The organism is Oceanobacillus sp. HCA-5259, from assembly GCF_037892815.1.
Lineage (GTDB): Bacteria > Bacillota > Bacilli > Bacillales > Amphibacillaceae > Oceanobacillus > Oceanobacillus indicireducens.
This window is the reverse complement of the sequence record NZ_JBBKBV010000008.1, coordinates 72,565-91,949: the sequence shown is the minus strand read 5'-3', so window position 1 is coordinate 91,949 and position 19,385 is coordinate 72,565. Positions and strand designations below refer to the sequence as shown.

Annotated in this window: 18 protein-coding genes; 3 read left to right on the top strand and 15 right to left on the bottom strand. The window is 41.0% G+C overall.

What is annotated here, in order from left to right; genetic code table 11:
- Positions 1-14 precede the first annotated feature (14 nt).
- The 9 genes from WKU33_RS07115 to WKU33_RS07075 form a co-directional block, all read right to left on the bottom strand.
- Positions 15-1,397 (bottom strand): UDP-N-acetylmuramoyl-tripeptide--D-alanyl-D-alanine ligase, encoded by a 1,383-nt coding sequence (locus WKU33_RS07115; protein WP_340453889.1) that lies wholly within the window; start codon positions 1,395-1,397, stop codon positions 15-17.
- Positions 1,398-1,399: 2 nt separating this feature from the next.
- The gene (locus WKU33_RS07110; RefSeq protein WP_336251612.1) at positions 1,400-2,872 is read right to left on the bottom strand and encodes a UDP-N-acetylmuramoyl-L-alanyl-D-glutamate--2,6-diaminopimelate ligase; all 1,473 of its coding nucleotides are present in this window, start codon (positions 2,870-2,872) and stop codon (positions 1,400-1,402) included.
- A gap of 67 nt (positions 2,873-2,939) precedes the next feature.
- A complete protein-coding gene (locus WKU33_RS07105; protein ID WP_156855538.1) occupies positions 2,940-4,862 on the bottom strand; it encodes a stage V sporulation protein D in 1,923 nt (640 codons plus the stop codon).
- Positions 4,863-4,942: 80 nt separating this feature from the next.
- Positions 4,943-7,228 carry a penicillin-binding protein gene (locus WKU33_RS07100; RefSeq protein ID WP_336251611.1) on the bottom strand — a complete coding sequence of 762 codons (2,286 nt, stop codon included), beginning with the start codon at positions 7,226-7,228 and terminating at the stop codon, positions 4,943-4,945.
- 11 nt (positions 7,229-7,239) lie between these two features.
- The gene (gene ftsL / locus WKU33_RS07095; RefSeq protein ID WP_156855540.1) at positions 7,240-7,617 is read right to left on the bottom strand and encodes a cell division protein FtsL; all 378 of its coding nucleotides are present in this window, start codon (positions 7,615-7,617) and stop codon (positions 7,240-7,242) included.
- On the bottom strand, positions 7,617-8,594 hold the full coding sequence (gene rsmH, locus WKU33_RS07090) for a 16S rRNA (cytosine(1402)-N(4))-methyltransferase RsmH (RefSeq protein ID WP_340453908.1): 978 nt from the start codon (positions 8,592-8,594) through the stop codon (positions 7,617-7,619). Before rsmH ends, ftsL begins: the two co-directional genes overlap by 1 nt.
- A 134-nt stretch (positions 8,595-8,728) precedes the next feature.
- Positions 8,729-9,160: a division/cell wall cluster transcriptional repressor MraZ gene (mraZ, locus tag WKU33_RS07085; RefSeq protein ID WP_156855542.1), complete on the bottom strand. Its 432-nt coding sequence runs from the start codon at positions 9,158-9,160 to the stop codon at positions 8,729-8,731.
- Positions 9,161-9,366: 206 nt separating this feature from the next.
- On the bottom strand, positions 9,367-10,983 hold the full coding sequence (bshC, locus tag WKU33_RS07080) for a bacillithiol biosynthesis cysteine-adding enzyme BshC (RefSeq protein ID WP_336251610.1): 1,617 nt from the start codon (positions 10,981-10,983) through the stop codon (positions 9,367-9,369).
- A gap of 73 nt (positions 10,984-11,056) precedes the next feature.
- Complete coding sequence (locus tag WKU33_RS07075) at positions 11,057-11,437, bottom strand: DUF3397 domain-containing protein (RefSeq protein ID WP_156855544.1); 381 nt, start codon at positions 11,435-11,437, stop codon at positions 11,057-11,059.
- 688 nt (positions 11,438-12,125) lie between these two features.
- On the opposite strand from WKU33_RS07075, the gene WKU33_RS07070 reads away from it, so the two are divergent.
- Positions 12,126-12,623 (top strand): N-acetyltransferase, encoded by a 498-nt coding sequence (locus tag WKU33_RS07070; protein WP_156855545.1) that lies wholly within the window; start codon positions 12,126-12,128, stop codon positions 12,621-12,623.
- Between the two features lie 44 nt (positions 12,624-12,667).
- On the opposite strand, the gene WKU33_RS07065 is transcribed toward WKU33_RS07070, so the two are convergent.
- The 4 genes from WKU33_RS07065 to WKU33_RS07050 all read right to left on the bottom strand — a co-directional run bounded on the left by WKU33_RS07065 (position 12,668) and on the right by WKU33_RS07050 (position 14,842).
- The gene (locus WKU33_RS07065; protein ID WP_336251609.1) at positions 12,668-13,156 is read right to left on the bottom strand and encodes an RsfA family transcriptional regulator; all 489 of its coding nucleotides are present in this window, start codon (positions 13,154-13,156) and stop codon (positions 12,668-12,670) included.
- Between the two features lie 67 nt (positions 13,157-13,223).
- The gene (locus tag WKU33_RS07060; protein ID WP_336251608.1) at positions 13,224-13,982 is read right to left on the bottom strand and encodes an enoyl-CoA hydratase/isomerase family protein; all 759 of its coding nucleotides are present in this window, start codon (positions 13,980-13,982) and stop codon (positions 13,224-13,226) included.
- A 109-nt stretch (positions 13,983-14,091) separates the two neighbouring features.
- Positions 14,092-14,265 (bottom strand): 50S ribosomal protein L32, encoded by a 174-nt coding sequence (gene rpmF, locus WKU33_RS07055; protein WP_336251607.1) that lies wholly within the window; start codon positions 14,263-14,265, stop codon positions 14,092-14,094.
- A gap of 37 nt (positions 14,266-14,302) precedes the next feature.
- Entirely contained in the window at positions 14,303-14,842 is a 540-nt protein-coding gene (locus WKU33_RS07050; protein WP_336251606.1) for a YceD family protein, read from the bottom strand.
- Positions 14,843-15,006: 164 nt separating this feature from the next.
- Between WKU33_RS07050 and WKU33_RS07045 the strand changes: the two genes are divergently transcribed.
- A complete protein-coding gene (locus tag WKU33_RS07045; RefSeq protein ID WP_336251605.1) occupies positions 15,007-16,227 on the top strand; it encodes a nucleotidyltransferase in 1,221 nt (406 codons plus the stop codon).
- Between the two features lie 200 nt (positions 16,228-16,427).
- On the opposite strand, the gene WKU33_RS07040 is transcribed toward WKU33_RS07045, so the two are convergent.
- Entirely contained in the window at positions 16,428-17,450 is a 1,023-nt protein-coding gene (locus tag WKU33_RS07040) for a SepM family pheromone-processing serine protease (RefSeq protein ID WP_336251604.1), read from the bottom strand.
- Between the two features lie 188 nt (positions 17,451-17,638).
- On the opposite strand from WKU33_RS07040, the gene ylbJ reads away from it, so the two are divergent.
- Positions 17,639-18,856, top strand: a complete 1,218-nt coding sequence (ylbJ, locus tag WKU33_RS07035; RefSeq protein ID WP_336251603.1) for a sporulation integral membrane protein YlbJ — start codon at positions 17,639-17,641, stop codon at positions 18,854-18,856.
- Positions 18,857-18,894: 38 nt separating this feature from the next.
- Here the strand turns inward: ylbJ and coaD are convergent, their stop codons facing one another.
- The gene (coaD, locus tag WKU33_RS07030; protein ID WP_156857612.1) at positions 18,895-19,380 is read right to left on the bottom strand and encodes a pantetheine-phosphate adenylyltransferase; all 486 of its coding nucleotides are present in this window, start codon (positions 19,378-19,380) and stop codon (positions 18,895-18,897) included.
- Between the last annotated feature and the right edge of the window lie 5 nt (positions 19,381-19,385).

Sequence of the window (19,385 nt, the reverse complement as noted above, 5' to 3'; positions counted from 1 at the left end):
AAGTTCCCCCTCAATTACTGCTCCTTATCTTCTTGCTCGATCACGATGTCTTCAACCATTGTTTCAAACTGAAGGCCGCGTGATGCTTTAAACAAAACAAGACTCATCTCTGTAAGGTGCTGATTTAATTCGCTCATTAATGCTTCCTTTGTCCCGAAATGTTTACATTGAATTTCACTGTCCTGGACATTTTCAGTAATCAATTTTGCTTTTTCCCCATATGTATACAAGTGGGTGATTGGAGAAGTAATCACGTCCGCTATCGAGCGGTGCAACGCGTCTGCGTATTCCCCAAGTTCAAGAACATCACCGAGGACAAGTATTTTCGTATCGAAGCCTTCCATCTGTTTAATTACTTCAATTGCTGCTTTCATCGATGTTGGTGAGGCGTTGTACGAATCGTTCACAACGGTTGCCTGATGTTTTGACTTCAATAATTCAAAACGCATCGCCGAATGTGCCAGAGCTTGTAAGCCCGCTTCTCGTTTCTCCTCAGAGATATGGAGTAACTCGGCAATTTGAAGAGCAAACCCAGCATTTTTTGCGTGATGTTTACCAAGTAGAGGAACCTGAAAGTGGCGGCCATGTGCATCCGTGAAAGCTGTCCCATCCACTGTAATATCTACGTCACTAAGTCGGAATTCATTATCCGCATTAAAACCACAGCGGATAATATCCACTGAATCGTCCGTATGTATGTCTTGCAGAAGCGATTCATCACCATCAACAATTAATGTGCCGCCTTCTTTTAGCCCATTGATTATTTCAAGCTTGGCTTTTGCAATCCCTTCCCTTGAACCAAGGTATTCAATATGTGATTCCCCGATATTCGTAATAACTGCATAATCAGGCTTTGCAATCTTTGTTAGTACATCAATTTCACCGAAACCGCTCATTCCAAGCTCGAGTACAAGCACTTCCGTATCACGGGGCATACTAAGAATCGTTAATGGTAAGCCGATATGATTGTTCAAATTTCCTAATGTGGCATGTGTATTGTAAGTTGTCTTCATAATTGCAGCTACAAGGTCCTTCGTCGTCGTCTTCCCATTTGATCCGGTAATCCCGATGACAATCGGATTAATCTCTTCTCGATAGTATGCGGCCAGCTGTTGTAAGCCTGCTGTTGTATCTTCTGTGAAAAAAACTGGAAAATCACGCGGGATAGAAGGAGGCAACTCCTCCTTCTCATCCCATACAATTGCAACCGCGCCATTTTCTATCGCTTGTTCTACGTAATCATGGCCATTAAGCTGATCCCCGATAATCGGAATAAATAAAGCATGATCTGTTTTCAACCGACTATCTGTTGTAATTCGATTGATTGCAAGAGAATCATCAAGTGATTCATGATGGTTCGTAAATACGTATTTTAATTCTTTCACTGTAAATAACATCGTTAAAACTCCTTATTTAAAAACGCGTTTTTAGCTACAATCCGGTCGTCAAATGGATATCTCTCACCGGCAATTTCCTGATATGTTTCATGCCCTTTCCCTGCTATTACGACAAGGTCGTCAGCTTCGGCTATAGACATGACTTTCTCGATTGCAGCTTTCCGGTCGATGATTATCTCATAAGTTTGCTCATATCCATCCAATGCCTGCACCATATCATCGATAATCGCTCGCGGATCTTCGGTTCGGGGATTATCTGAAGTGAAAATTGCATAATCTGCATGCCAAACGGCTTCCTGCGCCATAAGCGGGCGTTTCGCCGGGTCGCGGTCTCCGCCACAACCAAGCACACAATAAAGCTTCCCCGTTTTAAGTTCCTTGCATGTTTCAAGAATATTTTTCACCGCATGCGGCGTATGGGCATAGTCCACAATTACTCCGAACGGTTGCCCGAAATCGACCGTCTCGAATCGTCCAGGAATTGGTGGAACAACCTGAAGTGTATCTTTAATGATATGCAGCGGAATATCGTTAATCAGCGCAGCAGAGGCCGCTGCAAGCATATTATAAATATTAAACTTGCCGGTAAGCCTACTCGTAATTTTAACCGTTCCGACTGGTGTTTTCAATTGAAATATCGTACAGTCTTGTGAAAGCTCAATTTCATCAGCCATTACGTCTGCTTCACTATCGATCCCATAGGTTATAGTAGGAAATGCACTCGTTTTTTTCAGCAATCCTACATATTTATCGTCTGCATTGATGATGGAATACTTTCTTCTCCCGTCATAGGTGTTCCCGAGCCGTGAGAATAATTGACTTTTAGCAAAGATATAATTGAACTCATACTTATGATAATCCAAATGGTCCTGACTTAAATTGGTAAATATTACCGTATCAAAATCACAGCCATATACTCTTCCTAAATCAAGACCGTGTGAAGATACTTCCATAATCACCTGTTCAACCCCTGAATTCCTCATGTCGTGAAAAAGCTGTTGAAGGATGAGCGCGTCTGGCGTCGTATTATTCGTTTCCTTAAGGCGCTCCCCAACTTTATTATGAATTGTCCCGATCACACCAGTTTTCTTTCCAAAATGGTTGTATATTGCATCGAGAAGATAGCTGACCGTCGTTTTCCCATTTGTTCCTGTAATTCCAATTAAAGGGAGCGCTGTTGTTGGACTGTCATAAAATGCACTCGCTATTATTGCAAGAGCCCGTACCGAATCATTCACATAAATAACCGGAACTTTGCTCTCGACTTCTTTTTCTGCAATAATGACACGCGCGCCCTTTTCAATCGCATCTTGAACATAGAGATGCCCATCTGTCTGAAAGCCTTCAATACAGATGAATAAACTCCCTGGCGTCACCTGGCGGGAATCTGCATGGATAGCAGTTATCTCTATTTCCCCAGCTTCTTCAGTCAAACTTATAAAAGGCAGCGTCTGAATCAATTCGCTTAATTTCATCGGTTCACCCTTCTCCAAAGAACTATACCGATGGGAAAAGGATGACAATCAATCATCTATCAATCTATTATTCACTTAAGAATATCCGGATTTTTGCTCCTTGTTCTACTTTTTCACCTGGGCGCGGAGCTTGATCAATAATCTTTCCGCCACTTCCGCTTACATCCACGGATAAATTCAGCATGTACTCCGAAAGTTCTTCTGGCTTCAGCCCAATTAAATCGGGTACTTCTACAAGCGGCTCTTCCGGCCATTGATATTCTTTCTCTAATCCATCTGAACGCTTTTCCACTCCCATGACCGGTAAACTATCCCCGATAATTTTTCCGACAATCGGCGCTGCAACAACTCCTCCAAATTGAACTGTATTCTTCGGGTTATCGACAGCTACATAGACGACGATTTCCGGGTCATCCGCCGGTGCGAAACCGATAAAAGAAACAATATAGTTATTTTGCATATAGCGACCATCCGGACCTACTTTTTGTGCGGTTCCTGTCTTTCCTCCCACTCGGTACCCTTCAACATATGCAGGTCGGCCCGTCCCCTGTGCAACTACAGATTCAAGGGCATAACGTAATTCTTCTGACGTTTCCTCGGCAATCACCTGGTGCTTAATTGTCGGTTCAATCCGTTCGACAACTTCTTCCGTAACGGGATCAAGCCACTCAGAAGCTATATAAGGCTCATATAAAAATCCGCCATTTACAGCAGCTGCTACAGCCATGACCTGTTGAATAGGTGTAACAGATACACCTTGCCCGAAAGCTGTCGTAGCAAGTTCGATTGGTCCTACATTCTCGGGATTAAAAAGGATTCCATTTCCTTCCCCTTCCAAATCGATCCCTGTTTTCTTACCAAAACCAAACGCATCAATATAAGAAAACAGTCTCTCCGTTCCGAGCAGTTGCCCCAAGTTTACAAATCCGGGGTTACAGGAATTCTGTACAACTTCAAGATAACTTTGGTGACCGTGCCCTCCCCTTTTCCAGCAGCGAATATGGGTTCCTGAGACATTAATATCTCCATCATCATGGAAATGACCGTCATGAAGATCAATTACCTTTTCTTCCAAGGCGGCAGCAAGCGTAATTATTTTAAAAGTAGATCCTGGTTCATACGTGCTCCAAATCGGCAGATTCCGGTCAAATACTTCCGCATCTGCTTCCTGATAATATTCCGGGTGAAAATTTGGTCTCGTCGTCATTCCGAGGATGCCACCAGTTTTCGGATTGACTGCAATAGCCATTGCACCGTCAGGGTTATATTTTAAAGCTGCTAAGTCCATTTCGCGTTCTAATATTGCTTGTACTTGAGAGTGAATTGTCGTTTTTAAATGCAATCCATCCCTCGGCGGGGTATATACGTCAGCAAGTGTATCTAACCGGTTGCCACGCGCGTCCGAAAAGAAAGATAAGCTACCTACCGACCCTTTTAACTTTTCATCATAGTATTGCTCTAGGCCCATTAATCCCTGATTATCGATACCTGTAAATCCAAGCACATGGGAAAGGGATGTTTCATAAGGATAATGGCGCTTCGAATCTTTGGCCAAATAGACCCCGGGAAGGTTTAATGTACGAATAGCCCGCTCCTCTTCATCTGAAATCTTAATTCCTTCTGGCCGGATCGTCACACTTGATGCTGGTTTTGTGATCGTTTCATATACTTTATCCACCGGGGCTTCTAACACTGCTGCTAACTCTTTCGCAGTCGTTTCGGCATCCGTTACCTGCCTCGGTACGATTGTCACGCTCGGAGCAGTGACATTTTCAGCAAGCGGTGTACCGGTCATATCCAGTATTTTCCCACGCTCTGGAGCAAATTGGATATCTCTTGTCCAAAGTTCATTCGCTTCTTCAAACAATTTGTCCCCCATTACAAATTGGACATAGGCCAATCTGAAGATGATGATAAGTAAAATAAATAAGGAAAAAAGAAAAACAGTGACAATTCGTTTTTTGACTGTAATCGTGGATACGCGTTTCATACCTGCACTCCTCTTCATAGATAGGCTTGTATCCACTATATGAGCTTCAAAAAACGAATAGAACACTGTTTTCCTTGTCTTTATTCGTTTGTTTCCTCTTGTTCTACATCTATTTCTTCCGCTTGTTCATCATCTGCTGATGTTTCTTCTTGTTGCTCTTCGTCTTCTTGAACTTCTTCCCTTTCTTCCCCAGGAGGGAGCAGTTCTATACCAAGATAAGAACCTTCTTTTAACGAAGTGCCCGGCTCAACGCTTTGCATTACAACATAGCCATTTCCGAAACTTTCAAGCTGTAAATCCAGCATATCTGCCAGCTCGACAACTTGGCGTTGAGACCATCCCATTATGTCTGGCATTGCTGGTTCATCCGTGACAAGAATAATATGTTTTGTCGGTAGGATTTTTTCTCCCGCTGTCACATTAGCTTCCGTCACTTGTTTTCCACTACCAACTGTAGTTACGTTAAATCCTTTTTCTTCAAGTTGAGCAGCGATTTTCTCTGGATTTTTTCCTGTAAGTTCAGGGATTTCAACTCGTTCAATTTCCTCGATATCTTCACCATCTGGATCGATATTTAAATAATGTAAACTGTTTTCCATTACGCTTTTCACTATAAAAGAAACAGGTTGAGATCCATGTTCACCAGCTTCAAGCTTTGGCTGCTGCACAGAGACGAACATGACCAATTCCGGATCTTCAATCGGGGCCATTCCTAAAAATGAAAAGATCATATTTTCTCTGCCTTTTAAATACCCGCCTCCATCCGCGCTAGGGATTTGAGCTGTACCAGTCTTCCCGCCGATCGAGTAATCTTCAAGGCGGAATTGTCTTCCCGTACCATTTTTCCCTTCAACAACCCGCTGTAATAAACCGCGTACTTGTTCTGCGGTTTCCGGGGATATTGGTTCGGAAACAACTTCCGGTTCATTTTGATCAATTACCTCAGAAGTTGATGAGTCAACAATTTTATTGATGACATATGGTTTCACCATTTTTCCATCATTTGCAATTGCAGTTGCTGCTTTCATCATCTGAATTGGCGTAACCGTGCTTCCTTGACCAAAAGAGGTAGTAAGTTTTTCACGAGGCCAATTATATAAAATCTCACCGGTAATCTCCCCTGGCAAATCGATTTCTGTCGTTTTATCCATATCAAATGCATGGAGATAATCTAAAAACTTCTCTGTTCCTAACTTTTCCCAAACGAGCTTCGAAGCTGCCACGTTTGAAGAACGTTCAAATCCTTCATCAAAGGTTATTGTTCCCCAACCTTTCCCTTCGTTTACATCTCGGATCGGGATGATTTTCTCATTTACATTATATGTTCCAGATAAGTATGTCTCATCGCCGTTATATACGCCTTCCTCAATCGCAGCGGCCCAAGTAAACATCTTCACAGTAGAGCCCGGCTCAATTGGCGTGGAGATAACGTCATTATACCAATTCTGTACGTCTGCGGGATTGTTCGGATTATAGCTTGGTCGACTACTCATCGCTAGGACTTCCCCGGTCTTCGCATGCATCACTACAGCCGTCATCCGTTCCGGGCTATAGGAAGTCTCTACCGTAGACAATGCTTCGTCCAACAATGTTTGGATTTTTTGATCTAGGGTTAAGTAGACATCATTTCCATCTTCTGGTTCTTTAATGACTTCATTCGGATTCAACAGTTTTGAATTATACAAGTCCCGCTGGTAAGAAATATAGCCATCTTGCCCTCGAAGCAGTTCATCCATCTGCTTTTCCATACCAGTTACACCCGAAATTTCAGACTTGATTTCTCCATTCTCGTCTTCAAATTCTGTTTCCCTTGCAAACCCGATGATGTGCGATGCGAACATGCCATTTGGATAAAAGCGCATCGCCTCTTCATCAAAGTAAATTCCTGGTAATTTAAGTTCTTCGATTTCTTCTTTCTGCTTCTGACTAAGTTGCCGGCCAGCATTACCGAATTCCACTTGGAATCGCGGCGGATCCGCATCCAGACCCGCTTGTAAAGAATTACGGATGTCACTTGCTTCCACATCCAATATTGGAGCAAGGGCTTCGGCAGTCTTGTCAATATCCACAACGTGCCGCGGTTTCTTAGGATCTTCCGAGTATGCGTCATCGAGAATGGCAAATACACGGTATGTCGGCCGGTCATAGGCGAGGATCATACCGTTCTTATCTAGGATTTTGCCACGTTCTGCCGGGAGCGTGTAGGAAGAGGTACGTTTTTGTTTCGCCCATTCTTCCAATGAAATATTATTTACTTCTCCAGTTGCCTGGATGTAAATAAATCTGCCGGTTAGCACGATAAAAATCGCTACAAAAAAGATGATTAGTATACCCGCCATCATATGTGTCGTCTTGTTTTTCCTCATACGATAACCTCTTAATCCTGTTCTACTGCTTGCGCTTGTTTTACCTCAGCATTTTGAATAGTTAATCCATGTGATTCGGCAATGGAGATAATACGTTCCGGACGGGATAATTCTTTCACTTCGAAAGCGAGGCCTTCATTTGTGATTTGTTGTTGTTGGACGGTGCGTTCAAGTTGTTGTAACTCCCGGTTTAAGGCATCTGTCTCGGAAGATAAAGAAACCATGAATATACCAGCAATAATTAAACCAGCAGCAATCATTGAATAAATGACTTTTTCACCTTTGGTAATCCAACCCTGTTTCTTAACCTTTACAGATACCTTTTTTGGTTCGTGATTTGGACTAGGAGATGGATTCGCGTTCCAGCTCCTCGCTTGATTTGCGCTCATTATTTTCTCCACCCTTCCTCGTATATAAATGCTTTATCCCATTTTTTTCTTTTTTCTACAATTCTTAATTTAGCAGAGCGTGACCTGCGATTTTCCTCGAGTTCACTCTCCTTTGCTATAATTGGTTTTCTCGTAATTAACCGAAACGGCGCTTCATGCTCTTTCGGTATGATTGGTAAATTTCGTGGTGTTTCTTTCGCTGTACTCCATTTTTTAAAGGCCTGCTTACATAAACGGTCTTCTAAAGAATGGAAAGTGATTACGACAACTCTTCCATCAATACTTACAAGTTCTGCTGCTTGATGCAGTGCATCATTGAAAGCGGCCAATTCATCATTTACTGCAATCCGTAATGCTTGAAAAATCCGTTTTGCAGGGTGCCCCCCCTTTCTTCTTGCAGGAGCGGGAATTGCTTCTTTGATGATCTCTACAAGTTCGGAGGTTGTCTCTATCGTAGTTGTCCTGCGATAGTCTTCGATTTTTCTTGCGATTTGCTTCGAGAATTTCTCTTCACCATATTGGAAAAAGATGCCTACTAACTTTTCATAAGGCCAATCATTCACTATTTCCTTTGCTGTCAAATCACTTTCCTGATTCATACGCATATCGAGTTCGGCTTCCTGGTGATAACTAAATCCTCTTTCCCCACGGTCTAGCTGCGGAGAGGAAACTCCGAGATCAAATAAGATACCATCAATTCGATCCCTATCGAGCTTCTCTAGTTCCTCACTGATTTCACGAAAATTCGCATGGATAAATTGGATCCGGTCCTCATAAGGCGCTAATCTTTTTTTGGCTGCTTCTAGCGCATCAATGTCCTGATCAAAAGCAATTAGGAGTCCATCCTTATTCAATCTCGATGCTATTTCTTCTGAGTGGCCTCCGCCGCCAACTGTGCAGTCTACGTATGTACCATTTGGCACTATATTCAAGCCTTTTATTGTTTCCTGTTTCAATACACTATAATGTTCAAACAAGTGATCACCTGCTTCAATTACTTCCATCAGCGACTAGCGGACTTTTTGCACATCCGTGCTGTATAAAGACATGCCAATTGGCTCTGTACGGGGCACAGTCTGCACGCCGCTAAACAGTCGCTTCCGCTTTTGTTTTAAATATCAAAATCCAATAGATTTTCCGCGATCTCGGAGAAAGATTCCTCCGATTCTTCCACGTATTCTTCCCATTTCTCTCCTGCCCAAATCTCTACTCGATCAGAGACCCCGATGACAACACATTCCTTTTCCAGTGCGGCATATGTCCTTAGTGTGGAAGGAATATTTATTCTTCCCTGTTTATCCACTTCACATTCAACGGCACCTGAAAAGAAGAATCGGGTGAAGGCTCTGGCATCTTTCTTTGTTAGTGGGAGTTGTTTTAATTTATCTTCAATAATCTTCCATTCGTTCATCGGGTAAGCGAACAAACATTTATCAAGACCGCGGGTCACAACAAACGTATCCCCAAGTTCTTCACGAAACTTGGCGGGTACAATCATTCTGCCCTTCGTATCAACATTATGCTTGTATTCCCCCATGAACATATTCTTCTCCCCACTTTCGTAATATTATATTACCACAACCCTCCACTATCCTCCACTTCTTTTTCGATATTTTTTCATATTTTCGCTTGCCTGGAGAAAAGTAATAGAAACAAAAAAAGAGAAAAGCTGTCATATCAATGTTTAACAGCTTTTCTCTATTCTTTTTAAACGTGGTGGATAGTGGTGGTAAATGTTCCCAAAGTGGATTATAAATAAACAACGTAATGCGAGTTTTGGAAAGAACAGGTAGAACGAGCTATTTTTGAAATAAACTCTCTTCCGTATTCATTCAGAAACGGTAAAACATTCCACATCCGCTCTTGTAATCCTTCTCCCGGGCGAAGCAGTAATTGAATCTCATCAAATTGTTTGATATCTTTTGCATACTTCTCCTCTAAAGCTAGTTTCATTCGGTATTGCAAAAATTCGATTTCCCTTTGCAAGTAATGAAGGTTTTTCTCTGCAAGTGCTCCTACATCATCCCGGATTGCTTCTGCCGTCTCTCGGAGTGGCTTATGGGCTTCTTTAATTGTTTCTTTCAAGTTCTTAGCAAGCTCATCAATCGGTGGCTCTTGTTTCGCTAAGAGCCATTGCTCTCTTTTGACGGAACTTCCTTCGTTGATTGCCTCCTCGACAGTTAAACCTGTTGCAGCGAGAGCTTTATTAATTGTTTCAGGGAGATAAGTAAATGAAAGCCTTTGGATAACTGGAGGCATCTTCAAATCTAATGCATGAAACGCAGGCTTCAGGAGTGCCCAATAACTAATTTCTCCTGGTCCCCCTATGAATGCTAACGTAGGCAGGAGAAGTTCCTGCATAACTGGACGGGTGACGACATTATTACTTAGCTTCTCTGGATTTGTTTCCGCAAGCTTTAATAAATCCTCTGTCGTTAGCTCAATCTCATCTTGCTTGCCCTTCCAAGTCCCTTGCTCTGTCCGACTTAATAAAATACGTTCCCCATCTAAGTGATAGAATAAATGACCATCAGTTGGGTCTAGTTCGAGAGCAGCCGTGTATCCACAGTTTTCCAGTTCTTTTGCAATATCAAATACACCTCGGCTGATCTTTGGCTGATTCTCAATCAAGCGGATAAAATAATCCTGTTCGATATTACGAATCCTCTCATCAGCTGCATCCATCAAGATAATCCCTTCTTCTTGGAAGAGTTTATGAATGACAACGGCAAAAAAATCGGTGAAACTTACAGATTGGCGTAACGCATCCGTTACCAACTGATAAATATCTCTCGTATGTATAGTTTCCGGAAGCTTGGAGAAAAGTTCGTCCACCCATTTGGCTGCAACCTTTTGGTCCAATGCAATATCCGTTACGGGAAGTTTTTTATAATGGGATTGCTTGAGCGGAAACTTGTTCAGCCCCTTTCCATGCGGGAAGAATACATGATTGACTTCCTCAAAATCATGGTCTTCTCCTGCTATCCAGAAGACGGGTAAAACGGGTATATCTAATCTTTTTTCCTGCTCCTTTGCATATTGAAGGATCGAAATTATTTTATTAATCGTATAGAGCGGTCCTGTGAGGAGTCCCGCTTGCTGCCCACCTACGACGACAACACTTTCCGGGTTATGAAACTTTTTTATATTTTTTAATGTTGCTTCCCCTGCACCCCAGGCTGTATTACGCTCCGCTAGAATCGCCGCCAATTCCTCACGTTTGAATGATCTATTACTTAACTCCTCCACCCTTTCATCCACCGATTCAAAAGGATGATAATCAAAAAATTTCATAACCGATCTATTGCTTTTATAATCAGCGATCAACTGACCTTGATTCCGTATGTTTACCGCGTCGATTCGCATCTGATTCTACTCCTTTATGAATAAGTCCAAGTTGTATTGTATCTAATCCGAACAGAAATTTCACTCTTTCTGTTTATGCTGTCAAATATTTAATAATCCCGACAATCATTAAGCACCCGTAAAGGAGAAAGAATAGAAGAAAAGATATTCTCCATAATAATTTGGCCGCTTTCTTAATTTGTACATCTTGCCCCATCCTCCACTGGATAAATACAATCAATGACAGGGATAAAAGCAGGAAGATTAAAACAATCCCAACAAAGCTCCGGTCAAATACAATCCCAAGCATAATCGTCACAGCGATAATATATAAAAGTGTCGTCCAATTCACTGCAGCATGAAACGCTTTTAACTTATTCCGCTCACGAATCATACGAATAATATAAACAAGAAAACTGGCAAGCAGCGGAATCGTAATAAAAAACGATAGAATATAAACAATAAAATCTAGCATTCCGTATTTTCTCCTTATGTGATTTACCAATTTTCCCTGTATAACCTAACTTTCACAAACCAAATAATAAATTACTTTCATTCAGCATAAGTGCAACTTTCTTCTGGAGGTTCGCAGTCCAGACACCTCTCGCACCTGCTGAGAGGAAAGATCCAATTTGTAACACGATTTGTTATTCGGGAAGTACAACTATCATTTTGATGGAATAACCTCCAATCAAAATAATCTTCCCAACCAGTTCAGTTGCCCGGTGGACGGTGGCTCCTGCGGGAATAGCACGAGTCCGGAGACCCCTTAGTGCTCAGCCCGAGGCAGACTAAGTACGCCACGTCCTGTGGCAACGTCTGCATTAGCACGTCCTGTGCGTCGAGGCTTCGGCTGTGCCCGCGGAAAGCATCCGTCCACCGGGCAACTGAACGGCGATTAGAAATCTAGCCAGGAGAACGTGCTAAACACTTACGCTGAATGGAAGTGATCTACTCAAGTAAGTTGAGTGTATAAAAATTGGCATTCAAGATTGCACTATTTTGATTCTACTATATTCGAAATAACAATGTTACACAACCTCAAGATTTAAAAAAACTATTAATTAATGTATAATTATAAAGAGAAAGAATACATCTAACATGCTTTGATCATTTAATGTTTCATGAATGAATATCCATGATAAACTAAGGGGGATGTAAGTATGAATAAAGTGAAGGTGGAAAACTTATTAATCAACTACAAAACACTTGAGAAATTTAAACGCTTCAAAGAATATGGCAACCAAGAACTCTCTATGCTCGAGGACTTACAGAACAACTTGATTGAAAACAATAGTGAATCACCTTTTTACGGGGTTTATATCGGGGAGAACTTAATAGCGAGAATGAGTTTATACAGAATAAAAGAAAAATATGATAACTATTTTGACCCACCACAGGATTATTTAGCACTCTGGAAGCTGGAAGTATTACCAGACTACCAAGGGCAAGGGTATGGAAAATTGATGGTGGACTATGCAAAGAGCTTTGATTTACCAATTAAAACAAGTCCACGGATCAATTCACAAGGCTTCTGGGAAAAGATGGGTTTCCAAAAAGCCCAATATGATCTCGAACGGGACCTTGGGGAGAATCCATTGATTTGGCTACCTCAAGGTGTCCAGGAAAAGGCCGCACACCCTAATCAAGACGATGAATGAAAAATTTCCACGTGAAGTTAGTGAACGAACTTCACGTGGTTTTTTTAAACACCGAGATTACGTTCACTGTTTCCATCCACCCAATTCCATAACTTTTCCATCTCGCTCCAAGCATTTTTATACCGTTCGATTTGTTGATTCAGTTGCTCATTCTCCTGTTTAAGCCTCTCAATCAATTGCACTTGTTCATTATTCTCGGCTTCAGAGCCTTTACTTTTCAATTGTTCTAGAAGTTGTATTGCAGACTCAATTGCATTCATTTCAAGAGCACCCTCATTCGCCTGGAGCGCACGCAATGCTTGGCTACTCACCTTTTTTCGCTCTTCTTTCGCTTTGCGGATCGCTGAATCATACTGCTTCCGAATTGTCGCATTCCAACGGAAACCACAAGCTGCCGGTGTTCTTGCAAGTTTAGCAGCCACTTCTTTAAACGCTTCCAACTGGGTATTACCATTTTTAATATATTGCAGGACGGTTTCTGCTAGTAAAACATCTTCTTCTTTCGTCCATGCATCCTGTCTAGTTTCTTTCATCGCAATCCTCCTTCATTACTTTGCTATCAATGTATGCAGAAGTGAGGGTTGATAGAATCATGTTTAGCTATTTCTTTTTAGAAAATTTTTCAATTGCCTGCTTATGAGCTTCAGATTCCCATAAACTAGCAGCGCTTTTCACCTCTTCCACCATCAGCCTAGAAAGTTCATCTGCTGCGATATTGATTGTGAATTGCTTTTTTAATAGACGCATCTGTTCTTCCGACTTTGCTATATAGTTTTCTAGATAAATGGCATCGTCCCAATCCTTGTCGTCGATTACATGGTGAATCCACCCTTTTTCTTCGAGTTCACAGGCGTCTAATATAGCTCCCCTTGCAATCCAATCCAGTGCAAAATCTGGTTGCACTTTTTTATAAAGTATCGTACCACCGCCCCAGCCGGGTAGGATACCAATGGTCGACTGGATAAATCCGAATTTTGTATTCGCTTTAGCAATCCGGATGTCGCAAGCTGTCGCAAGTTCACATCCTCCACCTAACGCATTCCCGTTCAACAGGGCAATTACCGGTACAGGGAAATGAAGGACCATCTGCAATACATCCATCATTGGCTTTAATCTGGCGAATGCTTCACTAGTTGACAGTTCTCCGTGTAAATCATTTAAATCCCCACCAGCGGAGAACATTCGATTCTCTACCCCTGTAAGAATTAAAAATTTCAAATTAGCCTCTCTTGCTTCAACTAGTTTTTCTTGTAACTGTTCTGCCATATGTAACGAAATTGCATTTTGCTTCTCCGGTCGGTTCAAACGGATTGTTCCATAACCTTCGTCATTTATTTCATAGTTGATTACTTCTCCCAAGAAAATTCGCCCCTTTTCATTCTTTCTTCTAGTCTCCAAGTTATTATACAAGAAAAAAATAAAAAACAGACCACGTGATTGTGATCTGCTCCTCGCTGTTGTCTAACAATTAGTTGCGAACAACTTCTCTTCCATCATAATGTCCACATGCTTTACATACATGGTGCGGCTTCGTCAATTCACCACAATTAGAACATTCTACCATGCCAGGTACATGTAGTTTTTTATGAGTACGACGTTGGTTTCTTACTTTTTTCGATGTTTTACGCTTAGGTACTGCCATGACCTACACCTCCTTCAAATGAAAAGAACGTTATTCACTATTCATTTTCCTTCTTATTATTTTCAAGTAAAGACGCCAATTTTTTTAAACGCGGATCAATAGTTTGTTCCTTTGGTTCTTCCTCTTGAACAAAACTCCAGCCGGCACCATCTTTAGGTGCTGCGCCTTCCGGATTGGATTCCTCTGAGAACACTCGAAATGGGATGTCCAATAGAATATTTTCCATGATATACGGCTTTAAGTCAAGCACTTCTCCTTCAACCGGATGAATTTCTTCTTCCAACTCATCTTCGGTGATAAATGGAGAAGTAGAGAATACTTCATCAACCGAAATGTCGTACGAATAAGGAACATCCACAAGTGTTCTTGCACATGGTAAAGTCATTTCACCTTTAATGGTTAAAGAAGCAATTATTTCTTCATTCTGGTCCATTGTCAATAAAGCTTTAACCTGTGCAGGTCCAATTCGGCGAATATCATTATTCATCGTTTCCAATTCCGAAACATCAACTGTTTCTTCCACTTCAAGGGGCGCATTAAAGCTCCCTCTCTGAATCTGTGAGACAGAAATTTTCATGTTCATCACCTCTAGGCAACAAGAGTTATTTTAAAAGAAAATTGATGTTTTGTCAATATCTTTTCTTTACAGCTAACTAATAAAATCTTTTTTCTGCTTTTAGCTGAAATTCTCTTCCTTTATTTGTTACAATAATAGCACATTAATGCTGGGAGTTGAAATAAATGAAAGCTTGTGGCGTCGTTGTCGAATATAATCCCTTTCACAATGGTCATGCATATCATGTCCAAAAAGCTAAAGAAGTATCACAGGCTGATTCCGTAATTGCAGTTATGAGCGGTAACTTCCTACAACGCGGGGAGCCTGCAATCATCGATAAATTTCACCGGACAAGAGCCGCCCTTTCCTCCGGTGTTGACATCGTATTAGAGTTACCATATGCTTACGCGGTGCAAAATAGTGATTATTTTGCAAGAGGGGCTGTACAATTGCTTCATGAGCTAGGAGCTTCAAGTATTTGTTTCGGGAGTGAAGCTGGTACTGCAGAACCGTTTATATCAGCTAACCTGGTACAGAAAGAACGGAAAAAAGAGTATGAAATCGAGTTAAAAGCACACTTACATCAAGGTCTGTCTTTTCCAGAAGCGAGCATGAAAGCGTATGAAGCAATTGGACTTGTAAATCAACAATTCGATCTATCCCAACCGAATAACATTCTCGGCATGGGTTATGTAAATACAATCCTTGAACAGGATTTGCCGATGGATATTCATACAATCAAACGATTAAACAATGAGTTTCATGATCCCGACATTGCAGGAGAAATTGCAAGTGCGACGAGTATTCGAAAAGAAATCATTGAGCATCAGAACGTAACATCACAGGCTCGCGTAGCACTTCCAGCGATCACTGCTGAAATGCTCCAACAATATAAACAAACAACTTCTCATTGGCATCACTGGGAACATTATTTTCAACTTGTGAATTACCGGGTGCAAACAATGACTCCCCAGGAACTCCGGCAAATCCACGGAGTAACAGAGGGAATCGAATATCGCTTGAAAAATACTGCTAACCAAGTGGAAAATATGGAAGATTGGTTCCGCAAAATCAAAACCAAACGGTATACATGGACGAGAATTCAGCGGATCTTTACTCATCTGTTAACGAATACGACTAAAGATGAACTAGCCCCATTTTTGGCCGAGGATTCTAAACTTCCATATGTGCGAGTTCTCGGCATCACCGAGCAAGGACAAAAATATTTAAACCATGTAAAAAAAGCAATCAAAATTCCTGTTCTATCTAGCTACCGTAAAAACATGCATCCCTTAATGCAACTAGAAGAAAAAGCGAGCCTTTCCTATTACAGTATCCTTGAGCCCTCCACCAGAAAAGTGCTATTTAACCAAGAATTAAAAGGGCCAATCCGAATCGTTAGATAGAGTGAAACTTCATTCAGTGGAGGTTTCCGTACCTCCCCCCACTGAATGTTAGAATGATTTACGGACTGTATATCCCCCACCTTCACATGTTGGGCTTCCTTCATGTTTAGCGGTGGGGGTATTACAGACCGTTAATGCGTGATTAAAAAAAGCTTGCAGCAGGGTAACGTTACGATTAATTACTCTGCCCGCAAGCTTTATTATTTTTCAGGTAGTGCTTCTAAATACTCTAATGCATCATTAAACGTATCAACTGGTACAATTTCCATCGCTGTGCCGATTTCTTCTGCTTTTTCTTTAGCAACGACATAATTGGAATCCTCTCTTCCTTCCTCATGTGGGGCGAAGAAAATATCAATTCCCTCCCTGTCAGCAGAGACAACCTTTTTGTCTATTCCACCGATTCGGTATACATTTCCTTCATAATCGATTTCTCCTGTACCGGCAATTTCATAACCTTTTGTAATATCTTCCTCGGTCAATTGATCGTAAATTTCTAAAGCGAACATTAACCCGGCACTTGGACCACCAATTTGACCACTGGAGAACTCGACTTCAGGATTCACCGTCACTTCCCGATCGGTTACCAAACTGATTCCCATTCCTACTCGAGTCTCATCATCTGGAAAGTAATCCAACGTTATTTCTTCCGTTAGTTGCTCATCTTCTCTCAATAATTCAACCGTAATTGTTTCACCAGCAGCCTTTTCCTCAACATAATTGATTAAATCAGTGGATTCAGTGATTTCGATCCCATCAATTCGAGTTATTAAATCTCCCATCTCAAGCTTTCCAAAAGACGGCATATCCTCGACAACGCTTACGACATACACACCTGCATAATCGATCTTAATATCACGACCAGCTGCCTCGTAAGCGACTACGAGAGAGGCTTCCTGGGAGCTTTCCATCACTTGAAGTTGTGCATGCATATAATCATCTGTGCTTATCCCTTCTGGAATTACTTCATGGAGAGGTTTAATCTCGTTATGTGGAAGTATTTTTGCAAGGATATAATGGAGTGGTGTAGCCTGTAGTCCGCTAACCGTCACTAAGTACATTTCTCCTTCACTTTCGTATGCATCAGCCACTTCCACAATTGGATTTAATGGCTCGGTATTCCCAGGTTTTTGAATATAATATGGTAATTGATATGTAGCAAAAAAGTATAAAGCGATGAAAAAAATTAAATAAAACAGTATTTTTTTCTTTGAGAATTTCATCTTCCAGTCAACACCTTCCTTTCGAATAACTATATTCTGTAAATAGTAGTCATATTCAAAGCCCTAAGCTGCGTATATTGATAGAGAATATATAGCTTGTACTTAATTCGCGCAATTATTCTCGTGTTTATTTTACACCTTCTAAAATTGGTTGTACAGAACATGCTCGTGTATTAGGGGGCTTTAACTTGAATCCATTTGTGAAAACTATTTTATTAGCAGCAATTACGATTTGTTTAACGATATTACTTATATATTTTCCCGACGAAGCATTAGCCGCTAGCTTACGTGGGTTGAACATGTGGGCAGAAGTAGTTTTCCCTTCTCTTCTGCCATTTTTTATTACTGCAGAATTATTACTTGCTTTCGGTGTTGTTAAATTTCTCGGCGTCTTATTTGAGCCGATCATGCGACCGCTATTTAATGTGCCAGGTGCCGGTAGTTTCGGATGGATGATGGGAATGGCAAGTGGGTACCCAACAGGCGCGAAAATAGCGGCAAGACTTAGAGAAGAGAAACAATTAACCCAAATTGAAGCAGAAAGGCTCGTATCCTTCACAAATAATTCGAGCCCATTATTTATTTTTGGAGCTATTTCAGTCGGTTTATTCCATAATGCTGCGCTTGGCGCGTTACTTGCGGCAGCTCACTATGGAAGCAACATGGTTGTCGGGATACTCATGCGGTTTTATAAAATACGCGAAGAGAAGCCGATAATTAATAAGGCAAAGAAAAAAAATAATAGCCCGATTCTTATTCAAGCAGTAAAACAAATGCACCGGACACGCAGTAGAGACCCTAGGCCGCTTGGAGAAATACTTGGAGATGCAGTTTTACAATCAATTAAAACTCTCGTCATGGTCGGTGGATTTATTATTTTATTTTCCGTTATCGTTCAACTGCTTCACCTTGTAAATTTCACTATATTATTCAGTAAACTATTTGAAGGTATATTCTTCTTGCTTGGCATTCCCGGTACACTTGCAGTTCCGTTTTTTTCAGGACTTTTTGAAATTACGCTTGGCGCAACATTGATATCCGAAATCACAACTGACTCCTTACTCCCGAAAGTAATTCTCGTGAGCTTCATACTCGGTTTTAATGGCTTTTCCGTTCAAGCGCAAGTCGCCAGTATCCTTGCTAAAACAGACATACGCTTTTCACCTTATGTATTTGCCCGCGTTTTACACGGAATCATTGCAAGTATCTTGACCATTATATTCTACAAGCCACTTTATTTGGATTACCAAACAATGTATAGCGAAATTACAGTAGCAACTCAACCTACAGATACCTTCTTTTCCTATACACTTCAGCAGCTTACAAATATTGGACCATTTATTACAATTCTTTTCCTATGGGTAGGTTTCCTCTTGTTTATCAAGAATAGTAAAAATGAGAGCTAACATTCTGTTCACTTTACCCGAATGTTAGCCCTCAAGCATTATGTAAAATTAAATTTCTTTTTTAATTCCAATTCAACAATCTCCGGTACAAGCCCGGTAATATTACCATTATACTGGGCAACTTCTTTAATCATGCTCGAGCTCAAAAAGGAAAATTGATTATTAGTCATTATAAAAAACGTTTCAATATCTTTATTTAATTTCCGGTTCATCGAAGTAATCTGCATTTCATACTCAAAATCACTAATTGCCCGTAAACCACGAATGACCGCATTTGCGTTTTTTTCGGTAGCATAGTCCATAAGTAGAAAGTCGGAAGAATCTACTTTTACGTTCGGCAAATGTTTTGTCGATTCTTTAATTAAATTCACACGTTCCTCCACAGTGAACAACGGTGATTTTGCTTGGTTATTAAAAACCGTTACAAGAATTTCATCAAAAATTTTTGCCCCTCGCTCAACAATATCTAAATGTCCATTTGTAAATGGATCAAAACTGCCAGGAACAATAGCTAGCTTAGTCATGATCT